This is a genomic window from Streptomyces sp. DSM 116793 (genome assembly GCF_057320905.1).
This window is the reverse complement of record NZ_CM170494.1, coordinates 3,956,359-3,974,761: the sequence shown is the minus strand read 5'-3', so window position 1 is coordinate 3,974,761 and position 18,403 is coordinate 3,956,359. Positions and strand designations below refer to the sequence as shown.

Below are 18,403 nucleotides of genomic sequence, written 5' to 3'. Positions count from 1 at the left end.
GTGTGCACGTCGACGTCCGAAGTGGCGGATGCGGTCGCGCCGCGACCGCGCATGGCCCGTCCGCCATGGTCGTGGTCACGACGAGCTCTCGGGGCGGGACATTCCCGGCTCCCCAGGAGCGGCACGATGTCCAGAACATCGGCAGTGACTGTAGTGGCGATTCAGTCGGTTGTTCGAGACAATCAAGCGGTTTCCGCCATTCATTGGCGCAAAGCAGCGCTTCGCAAGCACGCGGCGGTGAGGGTCCGGCCATGAGCGCCGGAGGGTGACCGATAGGCGCCGAAGGCCCGGCGGCGAACGGCGGATGGTGAACGCCGGCTGGTGAACGTCGGAGGCCACCGCCGGACGGCGACCCTCCGGCGGCCTCCGGCGGCGGACATGCGACGGCCGCGGCGGCTCCCCCTCCGCGCCGCCGCGGCCGTTCTCCTGCGTGGTGCGCCTGGCTGTCGCTGCCCAGGTGCGCAGGCGTTCCCGCCTGCCCGGGTGATCGCCGCCCGGCTAGGCGGTCCCGCCGGAGCGGAACTCGTCGAGCGGCTTGGCGGGCTCGCTCGGCAGGTGCTCACCCTCGGGCTCGATCCGGCCGCTTCCGCCCGAGCCGTCGGCCTGCCTCTCGGGCACAAGCGGCATGTGGTGGTCGAGCGGCTTGATCGGTCCGCTCGCGAGGGCCGTGGTGGGCGGCGCCGGCATGTGGTGGTCGAGCGGCTGGACCGTCTCCTCGGTGAGGGCCGTGGTGGGCGGTGCGGGCATGTGGTGGTCGAGCGGCTGGACCGTCTCCTCGGTGAGGGCCGTGGTCGGCGGCGCCGGCATGTGGTGGTCGAGTGGCACGACCGTTTCCTGGTCCTGCTGCGGCGTCACTGTCCCGGGCTTGTCATCGGCGCTCATCGCAACTCCTGAACTCGCAAGGGTGGGGCGAGAAGCACACACCCGGCGACTCCCCCGAGGGCCGCCGGGTGCTTGCTCCGGGTTGTTCACCCTAAAGGTGAGGCCCCGGCGACCCGTCTGCCCCCCGACGCGACGGATCGACAGCAATGAGAGTGCCGTGCCGCGATAAACAAACGATGAACGAACCCACGGGCGGCCGGCCCGCGGGCGGCTGCCGGGGTCCCCGCCCCGGTCCCTGCCCCGCTATGAGGCGGACACCGCGCTCAGCAGGGAGCGGGCCTCGGACGCCTCGGGCGAACCGAGTCTGTCATAACTGCCGTAGATCGACAGCGCTTCACGCAGACACGCCTCCGCGCGCACGCTCTGGCCGATGCCCATGAGCGCCTTGCCCAGCACCGTCAGCATCATGCCGCGGCGCCACTCGCCGCCGAGTCCGCGCAGGGCCAGGGCCTGTTCCGCGTGCTCCGCGGCGCGGGCCGGGCGGTGCGCTGCGAGGTGCGCCTCCGCGATCCGGCAGTGGGCCATGCCCTCCCACAGGCGCTGCCGGCTCTCGCGGAACGCGGCGAGCGCGTCGGTGAGCTGGTCCAGCGCCTCGTCGGGCCGCCCGTCCTGGGTGAGCGCGAGGCCGAGTGCGTACTTGGCGTTGGCGAGCCGGAAGGTGGCGCCCAGGCTGGCGTAGATCTGCACGCTCTGCGAGGAGAGTTCGACGGCGGCCTCCGTCTCGTCCAGCGCCAGGTGGACCCGGGAGAGGTTGGACAGGGCCCCTGCCTCGCCCGAGCGGTTGCGGTCGGCCCGGAAGACCTCGACGGCCTGCCGCAGATGGGCCAGCGCGCTCTCGTGGCGGTGTGCGTAGATGGCGATGATGCCGCTCTGGTTCGACACCCGGGCGATGACCAGGGAGTCCTCCGCGGCGGTGCCGGCCTTCAGCGCCAGCTGCGCCTCCTCGTCGGCACGCTCGAAGCGCCCTGTGACGCTGTGGACGTGTACCAGGCAGGTACGGGCCCGGCCCTCGGCGTGGACGTCACCGGCCGCGCGCGCCGCCTCGCCGACCGCGACGGCGGCGACCTCGTAACCGCGGTGGTTCGCCCCGGACTCGGCCAGGTCGTTCGACGCCATCAGCAGGTCGGCGGCGCGGCGCAGCGTGGGTCCCGCCGCGCACTGCTGTGCGCAGGCCAGCAGGCAGTCAGACTCGGCGAACAGCCAGTCCAGCGCCGCCTGCCGGCTGGGGAAGGTGAGCCCCGGGTACTCGGTGCGCTCCATGTGGTCCACCAGCCGGTCGCCCGGCCGCTCGATGGCGTACACGCCCGCGGCCGTCACCACATAGAAGTCGAGTAGGCGGGAGAGGGCCGCGTTCCGCTCGGCTGGGGGTTCGTCGCGTTCGGCGCAGGAGCGGGCGTAGAGGCGTACGAGGTCGTGGAAGCGGTAGCGGCCGGGTGCGGCGGATTCCAGGAGGGAGGTGTCGACGAGGGTTTCGAGGATGTCTTCGGTTTGGGGGGTGGGGAGGTTGAGGGTGGCTGCGGCGGCGGGGAGGGAGATGTCGGGTCCGTCGGCGAGGCCGAGGAGGCGGAAGGCGCGTGCTTGGTCGGGTTCGAGTTGGCCGTAGCCGAGTTCGAAGGTGGCTTTGACGGCGAGGTCGCCGGCTTGGAGTTCGTCGAGTCGGCGGCGTTCGTCGGCGAGTTTGGTGGCGAGGATGGTGACGGTCCAGGTGCGGCGGGCGGCGAGGCGGGAGGCGGCGATGCGGATGGCGAGGGGGAGGAAGCCGCAGGCGGCGACGACATCGAGGGCGGCTTTGCGTTCGGAGGCGACGCGTTCGGCGCCGACGATTTTGGTGAAGAGTTGGAGGGCTTCTTCGGGGGACATGACGTCGAGGTCGACGAGGTGGGCGCCGGCGAGGTCGACCATGCGTACGCGTGAGGTGACCAGGGCGGCGCAGCCCTCGGTGCCGGGGAGCAGGGGTCGTACCTGCGCGGCGTCATGGGCGTTGTCGAGCAGGACGAGCACCCTGCGGCCGTCCAGCACCGACCGGTACAGCGCGGCCCGCTCCTCCAGCGAGTCGGGGATGCTCGCCTCGGCGGTGCCCAGGGCACGCAGGAAGGCGCCGAGGACGGCCTCCGGGTCGGCCGCCCGCGGGCTGGTGCCCTGGAGGTCCACGTAGAGCTGGCCGTCCGGGAAGGCGCCGCGCGCGGCGTGCGCGACGTGCACGGCGAGCGTCGTCTTGCCGACGCCGCCGATGCCGGCCAGCGCGGAGACCGCCATGACCCGGCCCTCGGCCGTCGCCAGCACCTCGGTCAGCTCGGAGACGAACGCGGTGCGGCCGGTGAAGTCCGGTACGGTCGCGGGCAGCTGGGCGGGCCGCACCGCGGCCACGGCCGGCTCCGCGGCCGGTGAGGCGGGCTCCGCCAGGCCCGGGTCCGCGCGCAGGATGCGCTGCTGGAGGTCCTTCAGGCCGGCCCGCGGGTCGACGCCCAGCTCCTCGGCGAGCAGCCGCCGGGTGTCGGCGTACACCGCCAGTGCCTCGGCCTGCCGCCCGCTGCGGTACAGCGCCAGCATCAGCAGCTCCCGCAGCCGCTCGCGCAGCGGGTGAGCGGCCGTCAGGGCGGTCAGCTCCGAGACCGCCTCCGCGTGCCGGCCCTGCTCCAGGTCCATGTCGAGGCGGGACTCGAGCAGTTGCAGCCGCCACTCCTCCAGGCGGGCCCGCTGGTTCTCCGCGTGCGGCCCCGGCACGTTCGCCAGCGGCTCGCCGTCCCACAGGCCGAGCACCTTGTTGACGAGGTTCCTGGCGGCCGTGAGGCTGCCCGCGCCGCGGGACTTCTGGGCCTCGGCCCACAGCTCCTCGGCCCGGGTCAGGTCCAGGGCCTCGGCGCCGGTCCGGATCGAGTAGCCGCCAGCCTCGCTGACCAGCACGCCCGGACCCAGGGTCTTGCGCAGCCGGGAGGCGTAGGTGCGCACCGCGGCCAGCGCCTGGGACGGCGGCTCGGTGCCCCACAACGCGTCGATCAGCTCGGGAGCGGTGGCGGTGCGGCCCTCCCGCAGCAGCAGCACCGCCAGCAGGGCACGCTGCTGGGGCGAGCCCATGGGCAGGGGCTCCTCGCCGCGCCAGGCGCGCACCGGACCGAGCACGCTGAAGCACAGCGCCGGCTGCGCGGGGTCGGGCCCCGCGGCCGGAAGCCGCTGCTCCGGTACTCGCGGTACACCGCTCATCGCTGCCCCCTGCACCAGTTGGATCGCCTCCGTCAGTTTGCCTTGTTCATGGCAGATGCGTCAGCTCCGCGGATGACCTCTCACAGGGTCCTCGCACGTGGGTGTGTGTTCTCGCCATGGCGCCACACCGCGTGAGGGCGCGCCTGACGGCGCCTTGAGGGGCGCATTCCGGATTCCGCTTAGCGGCCGGCGGGGCCGCGCGCCGGCGTCCTGCGCCGGGCCGGGCCGCGCACGGTGCGAGCCGGATGCCGCGGGCGCCCGTGCCGTGCGGTCCGGCCCGTGCCGTGGCGTCCGCTTTGCGTCGGGGGACCGGTGTGCCCGGCGGGGCCCGCCGGGCGGCGCCCACCCGCGGGGCGGCCCTGCCGAGCCCGGGTCCGGCGGGGGCGGCGGGCCGGTTGCCAAGGTTGCACGGTGTATACGGTGGAACGCGCTCGGGGAGCGGCATTGGCCGAATACAAGCGGAGGACGAATTCCGGATAATTCCGGGGGCAGGACCGCCGCGGTACTCCACCGGGCCCCGGTAACGGCGGCCGGCTGTCGGTCACGTTCGATCAGGCCTTCCATGCTGCCGGCCCGAGGTGTTCGGAGCCCGGCGGGGCCGATCACCCTAACGCGTGACGCGGCCGCGGTGAGCCGGAACTCACCACTCCGGGTGGCCGCGCCCCTTCCGGGGCGCGGCGAACCGCGCGTCCGGCCGCGAGCCCTCTCCGCCCCGGGGCAGCCCGTGAGCCCTCTCGGCGCCGGGGCCGGTGAGCCCTCCTGGCGCCGGGGGCAGCCCCGGCGAGAGGCCCCTGCCTACCTCCCCAGGAAGATCGGGTTCGTGAGCGCCGTGAACGCGCCGGGCAGGCCGGGGGTCGCCGACGGGTGCCGGACCTCGGCGCGCACGTAGGCCGCGTACGAGGCGGTGGTCTGCCACTCCACCGTGCCCGCGCCGGAGTCCGGCAGGGCCGGGCCGGTGAAGAGGGTGCCCTGGTCGGTGACGATGTGCGTGGTGCGGCCCGGCGCACCCTTGACCTCCAGGCGGACCGTGACCGGGGTGTTGGGGTCGACGTCCAGGCGCTCGCCGATGCCCGCGTGCTCCCCGCGGCTGCCGGACGCGGTGAAGGCCACCTCCACCGCCGACGACTCGGCGATGTAGCTGCGGCCGGCGCGGATGCCCGCGAGGATCGCCTCCCTGGTCAGGTCGTCGGCGAGCACCACGGTCTGCGGCAGGCCCACCACGTCGGGGTCGCGGTGCGCGTCGCTGTTGCCCATCGCGGGCAGCCAGTCGCGGCGGCCGGCGCGCACGCCCGCGACGAGGGTGTTGTCCCAGTCGGCGAGCTGGATCTCGTCGTCGGCGGTGTAGGGGCCGTTCCACACCTCGACCGCGTCCGCGTCGTTGAAGCCGAACTTCCAGCCGCAGCCGACGCAGGTGGCGTGCGGGTGCGCGGGCACGACGAGGCCGCCCCGGCGGTGGATCTCGCGGGCGAAGCTGCCGAAGCGGTTGTCGCGGGCGCGGTAGCGCCAGTCGATGAAGGTGCCGGGGTCGGTGCTGAGCGCGACCACGTGACCGTTGCGGGTGGTGATTTCCTCGCCGAGCAGGATCAGCAGGTCGTCGCCGGCCTGGTCCGCCCAGTGCGGGTGGGAGGAGTTGGTGTTGTGGTCGGAGGTGTTGATGAAGTCGAGGCCCGCCTGACGGGCCAGGGTGGCGATCTCGGCGGGGGTGCGGCGCCCGTCGGAGTACCAGGAGTGCAGGTGGCAGTCCCCGCGGTACCAGGCGCGGCCGCGGCCCTTGGCGCGCTCGGGCGGGTAGACGGGCTTGGGCGTGGGATCGGAGGGGCCGTAGGTGAGCGTGAGGGTGACCTCGTACGGCAGGCCGTCCGGGGCGACGGTGTAGGGGCCCAGCGCGATGTGCCAGGTGCCGGGGCGTACCGGGCCGGGGAGGTAGCCGGGCGTGGCGTCGTCCTCACGCACGAAGAACTCGGTGCGGGCGCCGCCCGACCAGCCGCGGAAGCCGGCGCCGCCGAGGGCGGTGCCGCGCTCGTCGAAGAGGCCGATGTCGAGGGCGTTGCCCTGCGTGCCGGCGGGCACGGACGGCTTCTCGTAGGTGTACGCCACGTGCAGCTCGCGGACGCCCGGCGGCACCTCCACGGGCAGGTAGACGAAGTCGGGCGAGCCGGGCGGCAGGGTGCCGCGGACGGTCCTGGTCTGTTGGCCCGAGGCCGGGGGGCGCCCGTCGGCGCCGCTCGCGAAGCTCACGGTGCCCAAGGTAAGCGCGGTGGCGGCGGACGTCACGAACAGTGCGCGTCTGCCCAGGGGGCGGCCGGTGCGGGGGCCGCGTTCGCCCTGTTCGGTGGCGCCTTCGGCGCCGGGTGTCCGGCTGGTGCCGGTGGTGCCGGCTCCGGTGGTGCCGGTGGCTCCGGTGGCTCCGGTGGTGCCGGTCCTGGTGTGGTCCTCGCACATGCATGCCCCCATGAGGGTGGGTCGGTACGGCGTGTGTGGTTCGGCCAACCCTGGTATTGAGCCGTGAACTGCGGAGGAAGGGAAGGGAATCGACGCGTGCACAGCCACGAACCCTCGCCACGTCCGACTTCACCCTTACGCAGGGGGCGCCCCGGTGGGGGTGGCCCTGGCCCGACTCCCTACGGCGGCCACCTCGCCAAGCCCCTTACGACCTCCGGCCCCGGCCACCGGCCTGGTGGGGGCTTGTCGCGCAGTTCCCCGCGCCCCTTGGGGGTGCCACTTGCGCTTGTCGTATGTCTGCGGCCCGGCGGGGGCTTGTCGCGCAGTTCCTCGCGCCCCTGGGGAGCCGGGGCGGCCCGGCGCTCAGGGGGCGCCCCGGTAGGGGCGCGGGGAACTGCGCGACGAGCCACGATGTGCGTGTGCTGGGGGACGGCCTCTGCCCGTTGCGGTGGTGGCTGAGGGCGCCGGAGGCGCCGTGGTAGGGGCGCGGGGAACTGCGCGACGAGCCACGGCGTGCGTGCGCCGGGGGGACGGCCTCCGCTCGTTGCGGTAGTGGCCCGACGGCGCCGGAGGCGCCTGCAAAAGGGGGCGCGGGGAACGGCGCGAGAAGCCTCCACCGCCCGGTGGGCCGGGGCGAACCGGGACCGTCGCCCCGGTGGGGGTGCACGTTCGGACAAGAAGTGCGCGCCGTACCGTTCGACAAATGGCCGCAGGCCGATCGTATGCTCGGTTCATGACCGATGACCGTCTTGTCCCCACCGCCCCCACCGCGACAGCGATGCGCCGAGCGCTCCGGCGGGCGCGGGACGGCGTCGCACTGGACCGCACCGAAGCCGCCGTCCTCCTCCAGGCCCGCGGCGACGACCTGACGCAGCTGTGCGCCGCGGCCGCCCGCGTCCGGGACGCCGGACTGGTGGCGGCGGGCCGCCCCGGCACGCTCACCTACTCGAAGTCCGTCTTCATTCCGCTCACCCGGCTCTGCCGCGACCGCTGCCACTACTGCACCTTCGTCACCGTCCCCGGCAAGCTCCGGAGCGCGGGCCACGGCATGTACCTCTCCCCGGACGAGGTCCTGGACATCGCCCGCCGCGGCGCGGAACTGGGCTGCAAGGAAGCCCTCTTCACCCTCGGCGACAAGCCCGAGGACCGCTGGCCGGAGGCCCGCGAGTGGCTCGACGCGCACGGCTACGACGACACCCTCGCCTATGTGCGCGCGATGGCCGTCCGCGTCCTGGAGGAGACCGGCCTGCTGCCCCACCTCAACCCCGGCGTGGTCGGCTGGACCGACTTCCAGCGCCTGAAGCCCGTCGCGCCCTCCATGGGCATGATGCTGGAGACCACCGCCACCCGCCTCTGGTCCGAGCCCGGCGGCCCGCACCACGGCTCCCCGGACAAGGAGCCCGCCGTACGCCTGCGGGTGCTGCACGACGCGGGCCGCTCCAACGTGCCGTTCACCACCGGCATCCTCATCGGCATCGGCGAGACCATGGAGGAGCGCGCCGAGTCCCTTTTCGAGATCCGCCGCGTACAGCGCGCCTACCACGGCATCCAGGAAGTCATCATCCAGAACTTCCGCGCCAAACCGGACACCGCCATGCGCGGCATGCCCGACGCCGAGCTGACCGAGCTGGCCGCGTGCGTCGCGGTGGCCCGGCTGATCCTCGGCCCCGACGCCCGCATCCAGGCCCCGCCGAACCTGGTGGAGGGCGAGTACGCGCTGCTGATCGGCGCCGGCATCGACGACTGGGGCGGCGTCTCCCCGCTCACCCCCGACCATGTGAACCCCGAGCGCCCCTGGCCCCAGATCGACGAACTCGCCGCCCGCGCCGCCGAGTCCGGCTTCACGATGCGGGAACGCCTGGCCGTCTACCCCGAGTACGTCACCCGCGGCGAGCCCTGGCTCGACCCCCGCCTGCTGCCGCACGTCACCGCCCTCGCGGACCCGGAGACCGGCCTCGCGAACGAGTCCGCGCGCCCCGTCGGCCTGCCCTGGCAGGAGCCCGACAGCGGCTTCACCGCCACCGGCCGCACCGACCTGCACCGCACCATCGACACCGAGGGCCGCACCGCGGACCGCCGCGACGACTTCGACGAGGTGTACGGCGACTGGGCGGCGCTGCGCGAGCAGGCCGCGCCCGGCATGGTGCCCGAGCGCATCGACGGCGACGTCCGCGCCGCGCTCCGCCAGGCCGCCGACGACCCCACGCTGCTCACCGACGAGCAGGCCCTCGCCCTGCTGCACGCCGACGGGCCCGCCCTGGACGCGCTCTGCGCGGTCGCCGACGACCTGCGCCGCTCGGTGGTCGGCGACGACGTCACCTACATCGTCACCAGGAACATCAACTTCACCAACGTCTGCTACACCGGCTGCCGCTTCTGCGCGTTCGCCCAGCGCCGCACCGACGCCGACGCGTACACGCTCTCCCTGGAGCAGGTCGCCGACCGGGCCGCGCAGGCCTGGGACGTCGGCGCTGTCGAGGTCTGCATGCAGGGCGGCATCCACCCCGACATGCCCGGCACCGCCTACTTCGACCTGGCGCGCGCCGTGAAGGAGCGGGTGCCCGGCATGCACGTGCACGCCTTCTCGCCCATGGAGGTCGTGAACGGCGCCGCGCGCACCGGCATGTCCGTGCGCGACTGGCTCACCGCCGCCCGCGAGGCCGGCGTCGACTCGCTGCCCGGCACCGCCGCGGAGATCCTGGACGACGAGGTCCGCTGGGTGCTCACCAAGGGCAAGCTGCCCGCGGCCACCTGGATCGACGTGATCAGCACGGCCCACGAGGTCGGCCTGCGCACCTCGTCCACCATGATGTACGGGCACGTGGACCAGCCCCGCCACTGGCTCGGCCACCTGCGCACCCTCGCCGGCATCCAGCGCAGGGCCGTGGAGAAGGGGGTCGCGGGCTTCACCGAGTTCGTGACGCTCCCCTTCATCCACACCAACGCCCCCGTCTACCTGGCGGGCATCGCCCGCCCGGGCCCCACCCTCCGCGACAACCGCGCGGTCACCGCCATGGCCCGGCTGCTCCTCCACCCCTACATCCCCAACATCCAGACGAGCTGGGTCAAGCTCGGCACGGAGGGCGCGGCGGAGATGCTCCGCTCCGGCGCGAACGATCTGGGCGGCACCCTCATGGAGGAGACCATCTCCCGCATGGCGGGCTCCCGGTACGGCTCGTACCGGTCGGTGCGGGATCTCGTCGCCATCGCGGAGGCCGCGGGGCGGCCGGCCCGGCCGCGGACCACGCTGTACGGTCAGGTGCCGGACGAACGCAGGCGGGCGGCGGCGGCCTCGGACGGTCACCTCCCGGAGTTGCTCCCGGTCCTGACGGACTGACCGTCCACCCACGGACTGACCGTCCACCCACGGACTGACCGTCCACCCACGGACTGACCGTCCGGCTACGGACTGACGTCCGTCCACCTGTCGGCGGGGCTCCGCCCCGGTGCCCTCTGGGGGCGCGGGGAACCGCTGGGGGGGCACCTCTGGGGGCACCCCAGCGATCCCCGCGCCCCAGTCGGGCGCGGCCGACCGGAAGGTGGCCTCTGCCGGGGCCCGTCCTGGGGCAGGATGGAGGGCGGGAGGGACCGCCGGGGGACCGTGGGAGGGGGAGGGGCCGTGGCGCGTGCCGGGCTGTCCATGCACGAGCTGATCCGCCGGCGCAGGCGTGCCGGATTCGTCGGCCGGCAGGGCGAACTCACCGCGTTCCGGGCCAACTTCGACCTGCCACCGCAGGACGACCGGCACCGCTTCCTCTTCCACGTGCACGGCGCCGCCGGCGTCGGCAAGACCTTCCTGGTGCGCGAGATGGAGCAGGCGGCGCGCGAGCGGGGCGCGCTCACCGCGTACCTGGACGAGTCCGTGGGCAGCGTCCCCGAGGTGCTGGCCGCCGTGAGCGCCGAGTTCGCCCGGCAGGGCCGGCCGCTGAAGACGCTGGAGAAGCGGCTAGCCGCCTACCGGCAGAAGCGGCAGGAGGCCGAGTCCGTCTCCCTGCGGGAGGCGGGGGCCGACGACGCCGGCGCCCGGGGCCGCCCCTCCACGGGCGGCATGGTGGCGGCCCGCGCCGGTCTTGCGACGCTCGGCCTGGTGCCGGGGGTGGGCCCGTTCGCCGGGGTCCTGGACCCGGCCGATCTCGCGCACGGCGCCGACCGGCTGCGCGCCACGCTCGCGGCCCGCTTCCACGACCAGGGCGACGTCCAGCTCGTCCTGGCGCCCGAGCGCGCCCTCACCCCCGTCCTCGTCGACGAGCTGTGGGAGGCGGACGCCCCCTGGATCGTCCTCTTCTTCGACACCTACGAGCGGACCGGGCCCTTCCTGGACGGCTGGCTGCGCGATCTGATGACGACGGACCGGCACGGGGAGCTGCCCGCGCACGTGGTCGTGGTGCTGGCGGGCCAGCGGCCGTTCGACGCGGTGCGCTGGGGCGGCTGGGCCGACTTCGTGGCCGACCTGCCGCTCGGACCGTTCAGCGAGGCCGAGGCGAGGGACCTGCTCGCGGCCAAGGGTGTCACGGACGAGCCGGTGGTCGCGGAGGTGCTGCGGCTCTCCGGGCGGCTGCCGGTGCTCGTCTCCATGCTCGCCGAGAACCAGCCGGGCAGCGCCGGGGACGTCGGCGACCCCAGCGCCACCGCCGTGGAACGCTTCCTGAAGTGGGAGCCGGACCCGGTGCGGCGCTCCGCCGCCCTCGCGTGCGCGCTGCCGCGGAGGCTGGACGAGGACGTGTTCCGCGCGGTCGTGGACGAGGCGGCGTCCGGGCTGTACGCGTGGCTGTGCCGCCTGCCGTTCGTGAGCGAGCGCGGCAGCCGGGTGCAGTACCACGACACCGTGCGGGGGCCGATGCTGCGGCTCCAGCGGGCCCGGTCGCGGCGGGAGTTCGCGGCGCGGCACGCGCGGCTGGCCGAGGCGTTCGGGGCATGGCGGGCGGAGGCGGAAGAGGGCGTGGACGTCCACAGGCTGTGGACGCACGAGCCGTGGCGGGCGTACCGGCTGGAGGAGATGTACCACCTGCTGTGCGCCCACCCGGCCGCCGAGCTGCCCGCGGCGCTGAGGGACACCGTCGAGGCCTGCCGCCAGGGCGCCGCCGTGGGCCGGCGGTGGGCGCGGATGCTGGCGGACGCGGGGCGGGACGTGGACGACGCGGGCCTGCGGGAGTGGGGGCGGGCGCTGGGCGGGGCGCTGGCGGGCGCGGGTGGGACGACGGCCGCCGGCACCACGGACCCCGGGGGCAGCGTGCCGGCCGCCCTGGACCTGCTGCTCGCCCGGCCCGGCCTGGACGTGCGCGGCCGGGCCCTGGCGCACAGCACACGCGGCCGTCAGCTGTACGACGCGGGCGATCTCGACGCGGCCCTCGCCGAGTGCGACCGCGCGATCGCACTCGATCCCGGACTCGTGAACGCCTACCACGGCCGGAGCCTGGTGCACCGGCGGCTCCAGGCGTACGAAGCCGCCCTCGCCGACACCGACCGGGCCGCTGCCCTCGCGCCCGACGACCCGCACCTCATCGGGACCCGGGGCGAGATCCTGCGGACGGCCGGGCGCTTCGCCGAGGCCATCACGGAATTCGACCGGGCCATCGCGCTCGACCCGACCGGTGCCGGGTCCTACGCGTCACGCGGGGTCTGCCACGGCGCGCTCGGCCGCCGGGACGCGGAACTGGCCGACCTGGACCAGGCACTCGCGCTCGACGCGGACCACGTGTGGGCGCTGGTCCGCAGGGGGCGCCTGCGCGGCCGCGACGGCGACTGGGACGACGCCTTCGCGGACTTCGACCGGGCGGTGCGGCTGGCGCCCCGTTCGGCCTGGATCGCCTCCGAACGGGGCGACGCCTACCGGCTCGCCGGGCGTCACGACGATGCCGTCGCCGAGTTCGACCGAGCGCTGGCCATCGACCCGGACCATGTCTCCGCGCGCGCCAGCCGGGGTGCCGCGTACCGGGAGCTGAACCGCCACGAGGAGGCGCTGGCCGACCTCGATCGTGTCCTGGAGGCGCGTCCGGGCCATGCCTGGGCCTTGGTGCAGAGGGCCTGGGTCCGGGAGGCGCTGGGAGACCGGGCGGGCGCCCTGGAGGACCTCGAACGCGCCGCCGGGGCCGATCCCACGAACCCCGGGCCGGCCTCCTTCCTCGCCGTCGGATACGAGGACGCGGGGCGGTACGACGAGGCGCTCGCGGTGCTCGACCGCGTGCTGGACGCCGCGCCGGACTTCGCGTACGCACTGACCGCACGGGGCAGGGTGCACCGCGTCCTGGGCGCGTTCCGGGCGGCACTGCGGGATTTCGACCGGGCGGCCGAGGCGGATCCCGGTGCCTGGCAGCCCCTGGCCGGACGCATCCGGACCTGCGTCAACATGGGGCGTACCGGTCAGGCGCTGGAGGACCTGGACCGGCCCGAGGTCGTCGGGTCGAGCCCCGGCTGGGCGGCGGTCACCGCCGCCCGGCTGATGCTCTGGTCCGGCCGCCAGGAGGAGGCGCTACGCCGACTGGCGGACGGACCCCACGACGCCGAGGCCGACGCGCTCCGCTCGGACGCCCACCGCGACGCGGGCAGGTGGGCCGCGGCGCGCCGTCTCGCGGAGCGGGCACGTGCCGGAGCACCGCTGAACGGCACGTGCCGGCTCGCGTTGGCCATCTCCGGGGCAGCCGGACCGGGCGCGGCGGCGGCGCTCTGGCACCGGACCCGGGACCTGGCGACGGAGGCGGACCCGGACGGGCTGACCTGGTCGTGCGTGCAGGCCGTCGGCAGCCACGCCCTCGGCGAGTGGGACCGCGCAGACCACCACCTGCGCACCGTCCTCTGCGTCGAGCGGGACTGGAACGTCCTCGCCGAGCTCGCCCACGACCTGGCGGCCCTGCTCCGCTCACCCGGCGCCGACCGCCCCCGCCTCGGCGCCCGCCTCGCCCATGTCGCCGCCGCCCGGGACGCCGTCCGGGCCCGGTACGCGCAGGACCCACCGGGCTGACCGACACGCTCCGGCCCCGCCCCGCCCGGCGTCTCGGCCACCCGGGCGACACCCGTCGAACCCCCTGAAGGGACGACTCCGGTCGATTACAGTGCAGCAGGGTCACCCTCACCGGTGGCCGCGAGGACACGGACACCGGGTGCGCGGGGGCGCCGGGAGATGTCGTTGAGGCGAGGTCGGTGAGGAGGAGGCGCGGTGAACGCTGGGGCCAGCGCCGTCTGGGGCCGCGCGGAGCAGCAGGACTTCCGCAGCCGGGTCCGGGGCACCCTGCTCGGCCTCGCCGTCGGTGACGCGCTCGGGGCGCCCGTGGCCTCGCTGACCCTGGAGGAGATCCGCGCGGCGCACGGCCCGGAGGGCCTGACCGGCCTCGCCCCGGTCCACGGCAGGCGGGGTACGGTCACCGCGGGCACCCAGCTGGCGCTCTTCACCGTGGACGGCCTGATCCGCGCGCAGGTGCGCCGGGACACCGGCGCCTGGCACCCGCCCACCGACCTGCACCGTGCCTACCGCCGCTGGCTGGCCACCCAGCACGACTGGGGGCCCGACGAGCGCCGCGCGGAGGACGGCTGGCTGGCCCGCGAGGAGTGGCTGTACGCGCGCAGGGACCCGGCGCGGGCCTGCCTGCTCGGCCTCGGCGACACCCCGATGGGCACGCTGGACGCCCCGAAGAACCCCGAGGAGCGGGGGCCGGAGGCCGCGGTGCGCGCGGCGCCGTTCGGACTGCTGGTGGGCTGGGAGCCGCAGCTGGTGGTGCAGCTCGCGGTCGAGTGCGCCGTGCAGACGCACGGCCACCCGGTCGCGTACCTGGCTGCGGGGGCGCAGGCGGTGATCGTGCATGCGCTGGCGCGCGGCGAGAGCCTGGACGGCGCCGTGCAGCGGGCGCTGGCGCTGCTGTCCGCGCGCCCCGGGCACGAGGACGTGACGGCCGCGTTGCAGCGGGCGCTGGGCGCGGTGCGGCAGGGCATGCCGACGCCCGGCCGGGTGGAGGAGCTGGCCGCGGAGGGCACGGCGGAGGGCGTGCTCGCGGCGGCCGTGTACTGCGCCCTGGTCGGCGAGGACATCCGGCACGGGCTGTGCCTCGCGGTCAACCACGGAGCGGGCTCGGCGGTGTGCGGGGCGCTGGCGGGGGCGCTGCTCGGTGCGCTGCACGGGGAGACGGCGCTGCCACCGGCGTGGGTGGCCGAGCTGGAGGGGCGCGCCGCGATCCTGGAACTCGCCGACGACTTCGCCATGGAGATGACCCAGGGCCCCGCCCTGCACGGCCCCGCCCTCGCGTCCCAAGCCTGGCTGCTCCGCTACCCGCGCGGCTAGGGGGTGGCCTGCTTCAGCCAGTCGGTGTAGTGCGTGGGGGCGATACGGGCGCCGCTGTTGGTGGTGAGGACGTCGCCGTGCACGGCGGCGAACATGCCGGCGGTGTCGTCGGTGGTCACCGAGCGCCCGTCGCCCCTGGCGGCGAGGGTGATGCGGCCCAGCTCGTCCAGCAGATACGTGTCCGGCCCGCCGACGTCGAGGGTGCCGCCCAGGGGCGCGCCCGCCGCGACCTCGGCCACGGTCGCGGCGACGTCCGCCGCGGCGATCGGCTGGACGGGGGTGCGGGGCAGGCGGACGGTGTCGTCGTCGGCGGTCCAGGACAGGACGGCGTCGACGAACTCCATGAACTGGGTGGCGCGGACGATGGAGTAGGGGACGGGGCCGGCCTTGAGGATGTCCTCCTGGAGGGTCTTGGCCCGGTAGTAGTCCAGCTCGGGCACCTGGTCGACACCGACGATGGACAGGATGACGAAGTGCCCGGTGCCCCGGGCAGCGGACAGCAGGGTGTCCATCGAGGTCCGGAAGAACGCGACGGAGGCCTCGTCGAAGGTGGGGGAGTTGGTCAGGTTGACGACGACATCGGCGCCGGCCAGCGCCGCGTCCACGCCCCGACCGGTGAGGACGTCGACTCCCGTAGACAGCGAGTGCGGCACCGCCTCGTGCCCCGCCGCGTTCAGGTTCCGCACGACCTGTGACCCGATGAGCCCTGTTCCGCCGATGACTGCGCAGCGCATGGTGTGCCCCACTCTCCAGGGGTATGCCGGTTATGCCCACTGTAAGGCCCGCGCCCCGGAGGGGCGCGGGCAGTTCCGGTATGCGGCTCGGCCGCGTGGGAGGTACCCCCAAGGCGGACCGTGGCCGGTCGCGCGGTTCCCCGCGCGCCTGCCGGGGCGCACCCCCTGCCGGGGCGCACCCCCTGCCGGGGCGCACCCCCTGCCGGGGCGCACCCCCTGCCGGGGCGCGCCCCGCGCCGGGTCAGGCGGAAGGAGTCGTACCGGACGTCCCGGCCGACGGCCCGGTGCCCGCCCCCGTGACCGCCGCGACGCTCACCGCGTACGCCGTACCCGGCCGCAACCCGCCGACCACCCGGAACATCCCCTTCCCGGTGGGCTGGCCGACCAGCGCGTCCCGCCCGGAGACGTCCACGACCCGGCTCCCGGAGGGACCGGTGAGCGTGATCCGGTACCCGGTCACGGGCGAGTCCCCGACGCTCGTGGGCGGCGTCCACGCCACCGTCGCGGCCGTCGCCTGGGCGCGCAGCTTCACCCCGGTGGGAGCCGCGGGCAGCGCCTGGGACGCCCGGGGCGCGAGCGGGGCCGAGGGCAGCGACGCCGCGCTGGTGCCCACGGAGTTGGCCGCTGTCACGACGACCCGGTACGCCACCGTGTCGGTGAGCCCGGTGAGCCGCACCAGCGCCGACGAGCGGTAGTCAGCCGCCGTCACCCGCGCGCGGGCCGCCACGTGCCCGGCCGGGTCGAGCGCCGTCGCCTCGTAGGCCGTCACCGGCGCGCCCCCGTCGACGTACGAGGGGTTGAAGGTGACGAGCAGCGTCCCGGAAGGACCGGTGGCCGCGGCGACCCGGGTCGGCGTCACGGGGGCCGTGCGCGCCCCGAACCGCTTCCCGAGGATCGACCGGTACGCCGGTTCGAGTCCGGCGCGCGCGACCACGTCCTCGGGCGCGTCCGACGGGTCCGCGATGATGTGGTTGCCCCTGGTGACGAGGCCCTTGTCGGCGTTGTCCGCGTCCCCCTGCTCCCACCAGTTGTCCGAGACGAGCGTCGGGTCGTTGTTGCCGAGGCTGTCGCGGTAGTCGGTGTGCCGGCTGGCGACGTTGGCGTAGGACGCGTCGTACAGGACGTTGCCGGAGACCGTCTCGTACGTGCAGCCGTTGTCGGTGTAGACGTTCTTGCCGAGACCGAACTGTCCGTGGATGACGTTCCCGGTGACCTTCTCGCCGTCGGCCATCGAGGTGCCGGTGATCCCTTGCGTGTAGATGCCACCGCCGTCGTCGAGGCCCTGCATGTAGTCGGTGATCAGGTTGTCGCTGACGGTGTTGTCGTGGCTGTTGTTGGGGGTCGCGGGCGAGCCGATCTTGTCGGGCCAGCCGCCCCAGCCCATGGAGATCGCCGAGTAGCCGACGTGGTCGATCTGGTTGTGCGAGATCAGGTTGTGCTGGGTGTAGCCGTTGAGGATGGCGACCCCGCCGGCGTACTCGCGCGGCAGCGCGTAGAGGTGGTTGTCGGTCACCGTGACGTGGTGGGTGACGTCGGCGCCGGTCGCGAGCGGCTTGTCGACGCCGCCGATCTCCAGGCCGTTGCCGGAGATGTCGGTGAAGACGCTGCCGCGGACGGTGGCGTTCTGGGTTCCGTCGCCCAGTTCGAGGCCCGCGGCGCCGAGGTGGACGAAGGCGTCGCCGCTGAACTCGATGTCGTGGGCGTGGGCGAGCGAGACGTTCCCGGGCTCCTTGGTCCAGTCGCCGAAGGGGCACGTACCGCCCTCGGTGAAGCCGCACAGCCCTTCGTCGGCCCAGCCGGTCGGACCGGAGATGGTGTAGCCGGCCTGGATCTCGGAGAAGCCCTCCGGCGAGGACGGCTCAAGCCAGGTGGCGTACGAGAACTGCACGTCGCGGAAGGCGATGTCGTGCAGCGGCGCCTCGGCGGTGCCGCGGCCGTCGACCAGCTTCTGCAGCGCCGGCGCCTCCACGTCCGCGTGCCGCAGGTCCTCGCCCTTGCGGGGCAGGTAGTAGACGGTGCGGGCCGCGCGGTCGAGATACCACTCGCCGGGGGTGTCGAGCAGTTCCCTGGCGTTCTCCATGTATGTGACGTGGGCGTTGTTGGTGAGGGCGCCCGGGCCGACCATGCTGACCGTGCGGCCGGGGATGTCGGGGAACTCGACGCGTTTGTTGGAGTTGTCCCAGCACGGCTGGACCATGGTCACGGTGGTCCCGGACGCGGCGGCGATGTCGCAGCGCGGCTGGGTCCACTGGCCGAGACCGTCCCGCTGGAGGTTCCAGAGCGCCTCGCCGCTGGTGTAGACGAACTCGGCGCCCTTGATGTCGGGCCAGGAGGCGAGGGTGTCGGCGGACGCGGTGTAGCCGGAGTCGGTCCTGGTGAGGGTGACCGGAACCTCGCCCGCGGCCCGCACGGCCCGCGCCCCGTCGACGTAGAGCTGCCGGGTGTCGTCGAGCCCGCGTGGCGCCGGGGCGGACCAGAGCCCCGGGTGCCCCGGGGCCGGGCGCCAGCCGGTCACCTGCCTGCCCCCGCTGATCACGGTGCCGTCGGTGCCCTGCCAGACGACCCGGTGGCCGTTCGACCCCGAGTCCCGCGCGTCGAGCGTGAGCGGCTCCGACTCCCGGTAGGTCCCGGGAGCCAGATGCACGGTCAGGTCTTCACCGAGGTCCGTGTTCCGCTGCCGCACCAGTTGCTGGGCGCGCTGGAGCGTACGGACGGGGTGGGCCCGGTCGCCCCGTGCGGCGTCGGTGCCGTTCGGGGCGACGTAGACGTCCGCGGCGGACGCCGCCTGCGCGGCGGGTATGGCGGCCAGGGTGCCCGCCGCCAGCGCGAGCGCCGCCGCGAGGGCGGGCAGCAGTGATTTCCTACGCACGTTCAT

Annotated in this window: 8 protein-coding genes; 3 read left to right on the top strand and 5 right to left on the bottom strand. The window is 74.6% G+C overall.

Going from position 1 to position 18,403, the window contains the following annotated elements:
* Window positions 1-498 precede the first annotated feature (498 nt).
* The 3 genes from ACSMXW_RS15345 to ACSMXW_RS15335 form a co-directional block, all read right to left on the bottom strand.
* Window positions 499-882 carry a hypothetical protein gene (locus ACSMXW_RS15345; RefSeq protein WP_485806953.1) on the bottom strand — a complete coding sequence of 128 codons (384 nt, stop codon included), beginning with the start codon at window positions 880-882 and terminating at the stop codon, window positions 499-501.
* A 243-nt stretch (window positions 883-1,125) separates the two neighbouring features.
* Window positions 1,126-4,083: an SARP-family global regulator AfsR gene (gene afsR / locus ACSMXW_RS15340; RefSeq protein WP_485806951.1), complete on the bottom strand. Its 2,958-nt coding sequence runs from the start codon at window positions 4,081-4,083 to the stop codon at window positions 1,126-1,128.
* 795 nt (window positions 4,084-4,878) lie between these two features.
* Window positions 4,879-6,525, bottom strand: coding sequence for a CehA/McbA family metallohydrolase (locus ACSMXW_RS15335; protein ID WP_485806950.1), 1,647 nt, complete (start codon window positions 6,523-6,525; stop codon window positions 4,879-4,881).
* 733 nt (window positions 6,526-7,258) lie between these two features.
* On the opposite strand from ACSMXW_RS15335, the gene ACSMXW_RS15330 reads away from it, so the two are divergent.
* The 3 genes from ACSMXW_RS15330 (at window position 7,259) to ACSMXW_RS15320 (ending at window position 14,794) form a co-directional block, all read left to right on the top strand.
* Entirely contained in the window at window positions 7,259-9,862 is a 2,604-nt protein-coding gene (locus tag ACSMXW_RS15330) for a bifunctional FO biosynthesis protein CofGH (RefSeq protein WP_485806948.1), read from the top strand.
* Window positions 9,863-10,165: 303 nt separating this feature from the next.
* A complete protein-coding gene (locus ACSMXW_RS15325; RefSeq protein WP_485808059.1) occupies window positions 10,166-13,483 on the top strand; it encodes a tetratricopeptide repeat protein in 3,318 nt (1,105 codons plus the stop codon).
* Between the two features lie 195 nt (window positions 13,484-13,678).
* A complete protein-coding gene (locus tag ACSMXW_RS15320; protein ID WP_485806946.1) occupies window positions 13,679-14,794 on the top strand; it encodes an ADP-ribosylglycohydrolase family protein in 1,116 nt (371 codons plus the stop codon).
* On the opposite strand, the gene ACSMXW_RS15315 is transcribed toward ACSMXW_RS15320, so the two are convergent.
* Window positions 14,791-15,528, bottom strand: a complete 738-nt coding sequence (locus tag ACSMXW_RS15315; protein ID WP_485806945.1) for an SDR family oxidoreductase — start codon at window positions 15,526-15,528, stop codon at window positions 14,791-14,793. The genes ACSMXW_RS15320 and ACSMXW_RS15315 overlap by 4 nt on opposite strands.
* 241 nt (window positions 15,529-15,769) lie before the next feature.
* Window positions 15,770-18,403, bottom strand: a complete 2,634-nt coding sequence (locus tag ACSMXW_RS15310) for a fibronectin type III domain-containing protein (protein ID WP_485806943.1) — start codon at window positions 18,401-18,403, stop codon at window positions 15,770-15,772.

What these genes read in the sequence shown, in the direction of transcription:
- ACSMXW_RS15345 (WP_485806953.1), bottom strand. Translation starts at nt 882, where the DNA reads ATGAGCGCCGATGACAAGCCCGGGACAGTGACGCCGCAGCAGGACCAG.
- afsR (WP_485806951.1), bottom strand. Translation starts at nt 4,083, where the DNA reads ATGAGCGGTGTACCGCGAGTACCGGAGCAGCGGCTTCCGGCCGCGGGG.
- ACSMXW_RS15335 (WP_485806950.1), bottom strand. Translation starts at nt 6,525, where the DNA reads ATGTGCGAGGACCACACCAGGACCGGCACCACCGGAGCCACCGGAGCC.
- ACSMXW_RS15330 (WP_485806948.1), top strand. Translation starts at nt 7,259, where the DNA reads ATGACCGATGACCGTCTTGTCCCCACCGCCCCCACCGCGACAGCGATG.
- ACSMXW_RS15325 (WP_485808059.1), top strand. Translation starts at nt 10,166, where the DNA reads ATGCACGAGCTGATCCGCCGGCGCAGGCGTGCCGGATTCGTCGGCCGG.
- ACSMXW_RS15315 (WP_485806945.1), bottom strand. Translation starts at nt 15,528, where the DNA reads ATGCGCTGCGCAGTCATCGGCGGAACAGGGCTCATCGGGTCACAGGTC.
- ACSMXW_RS15310 (WP_485806943.1), bottom strand. Translation starts at nt 18,403, where the DNA reads ATGAACGTGCGTAGGAAATCACTGCTGCCCGCCCTCGCGGCGGCGCTC.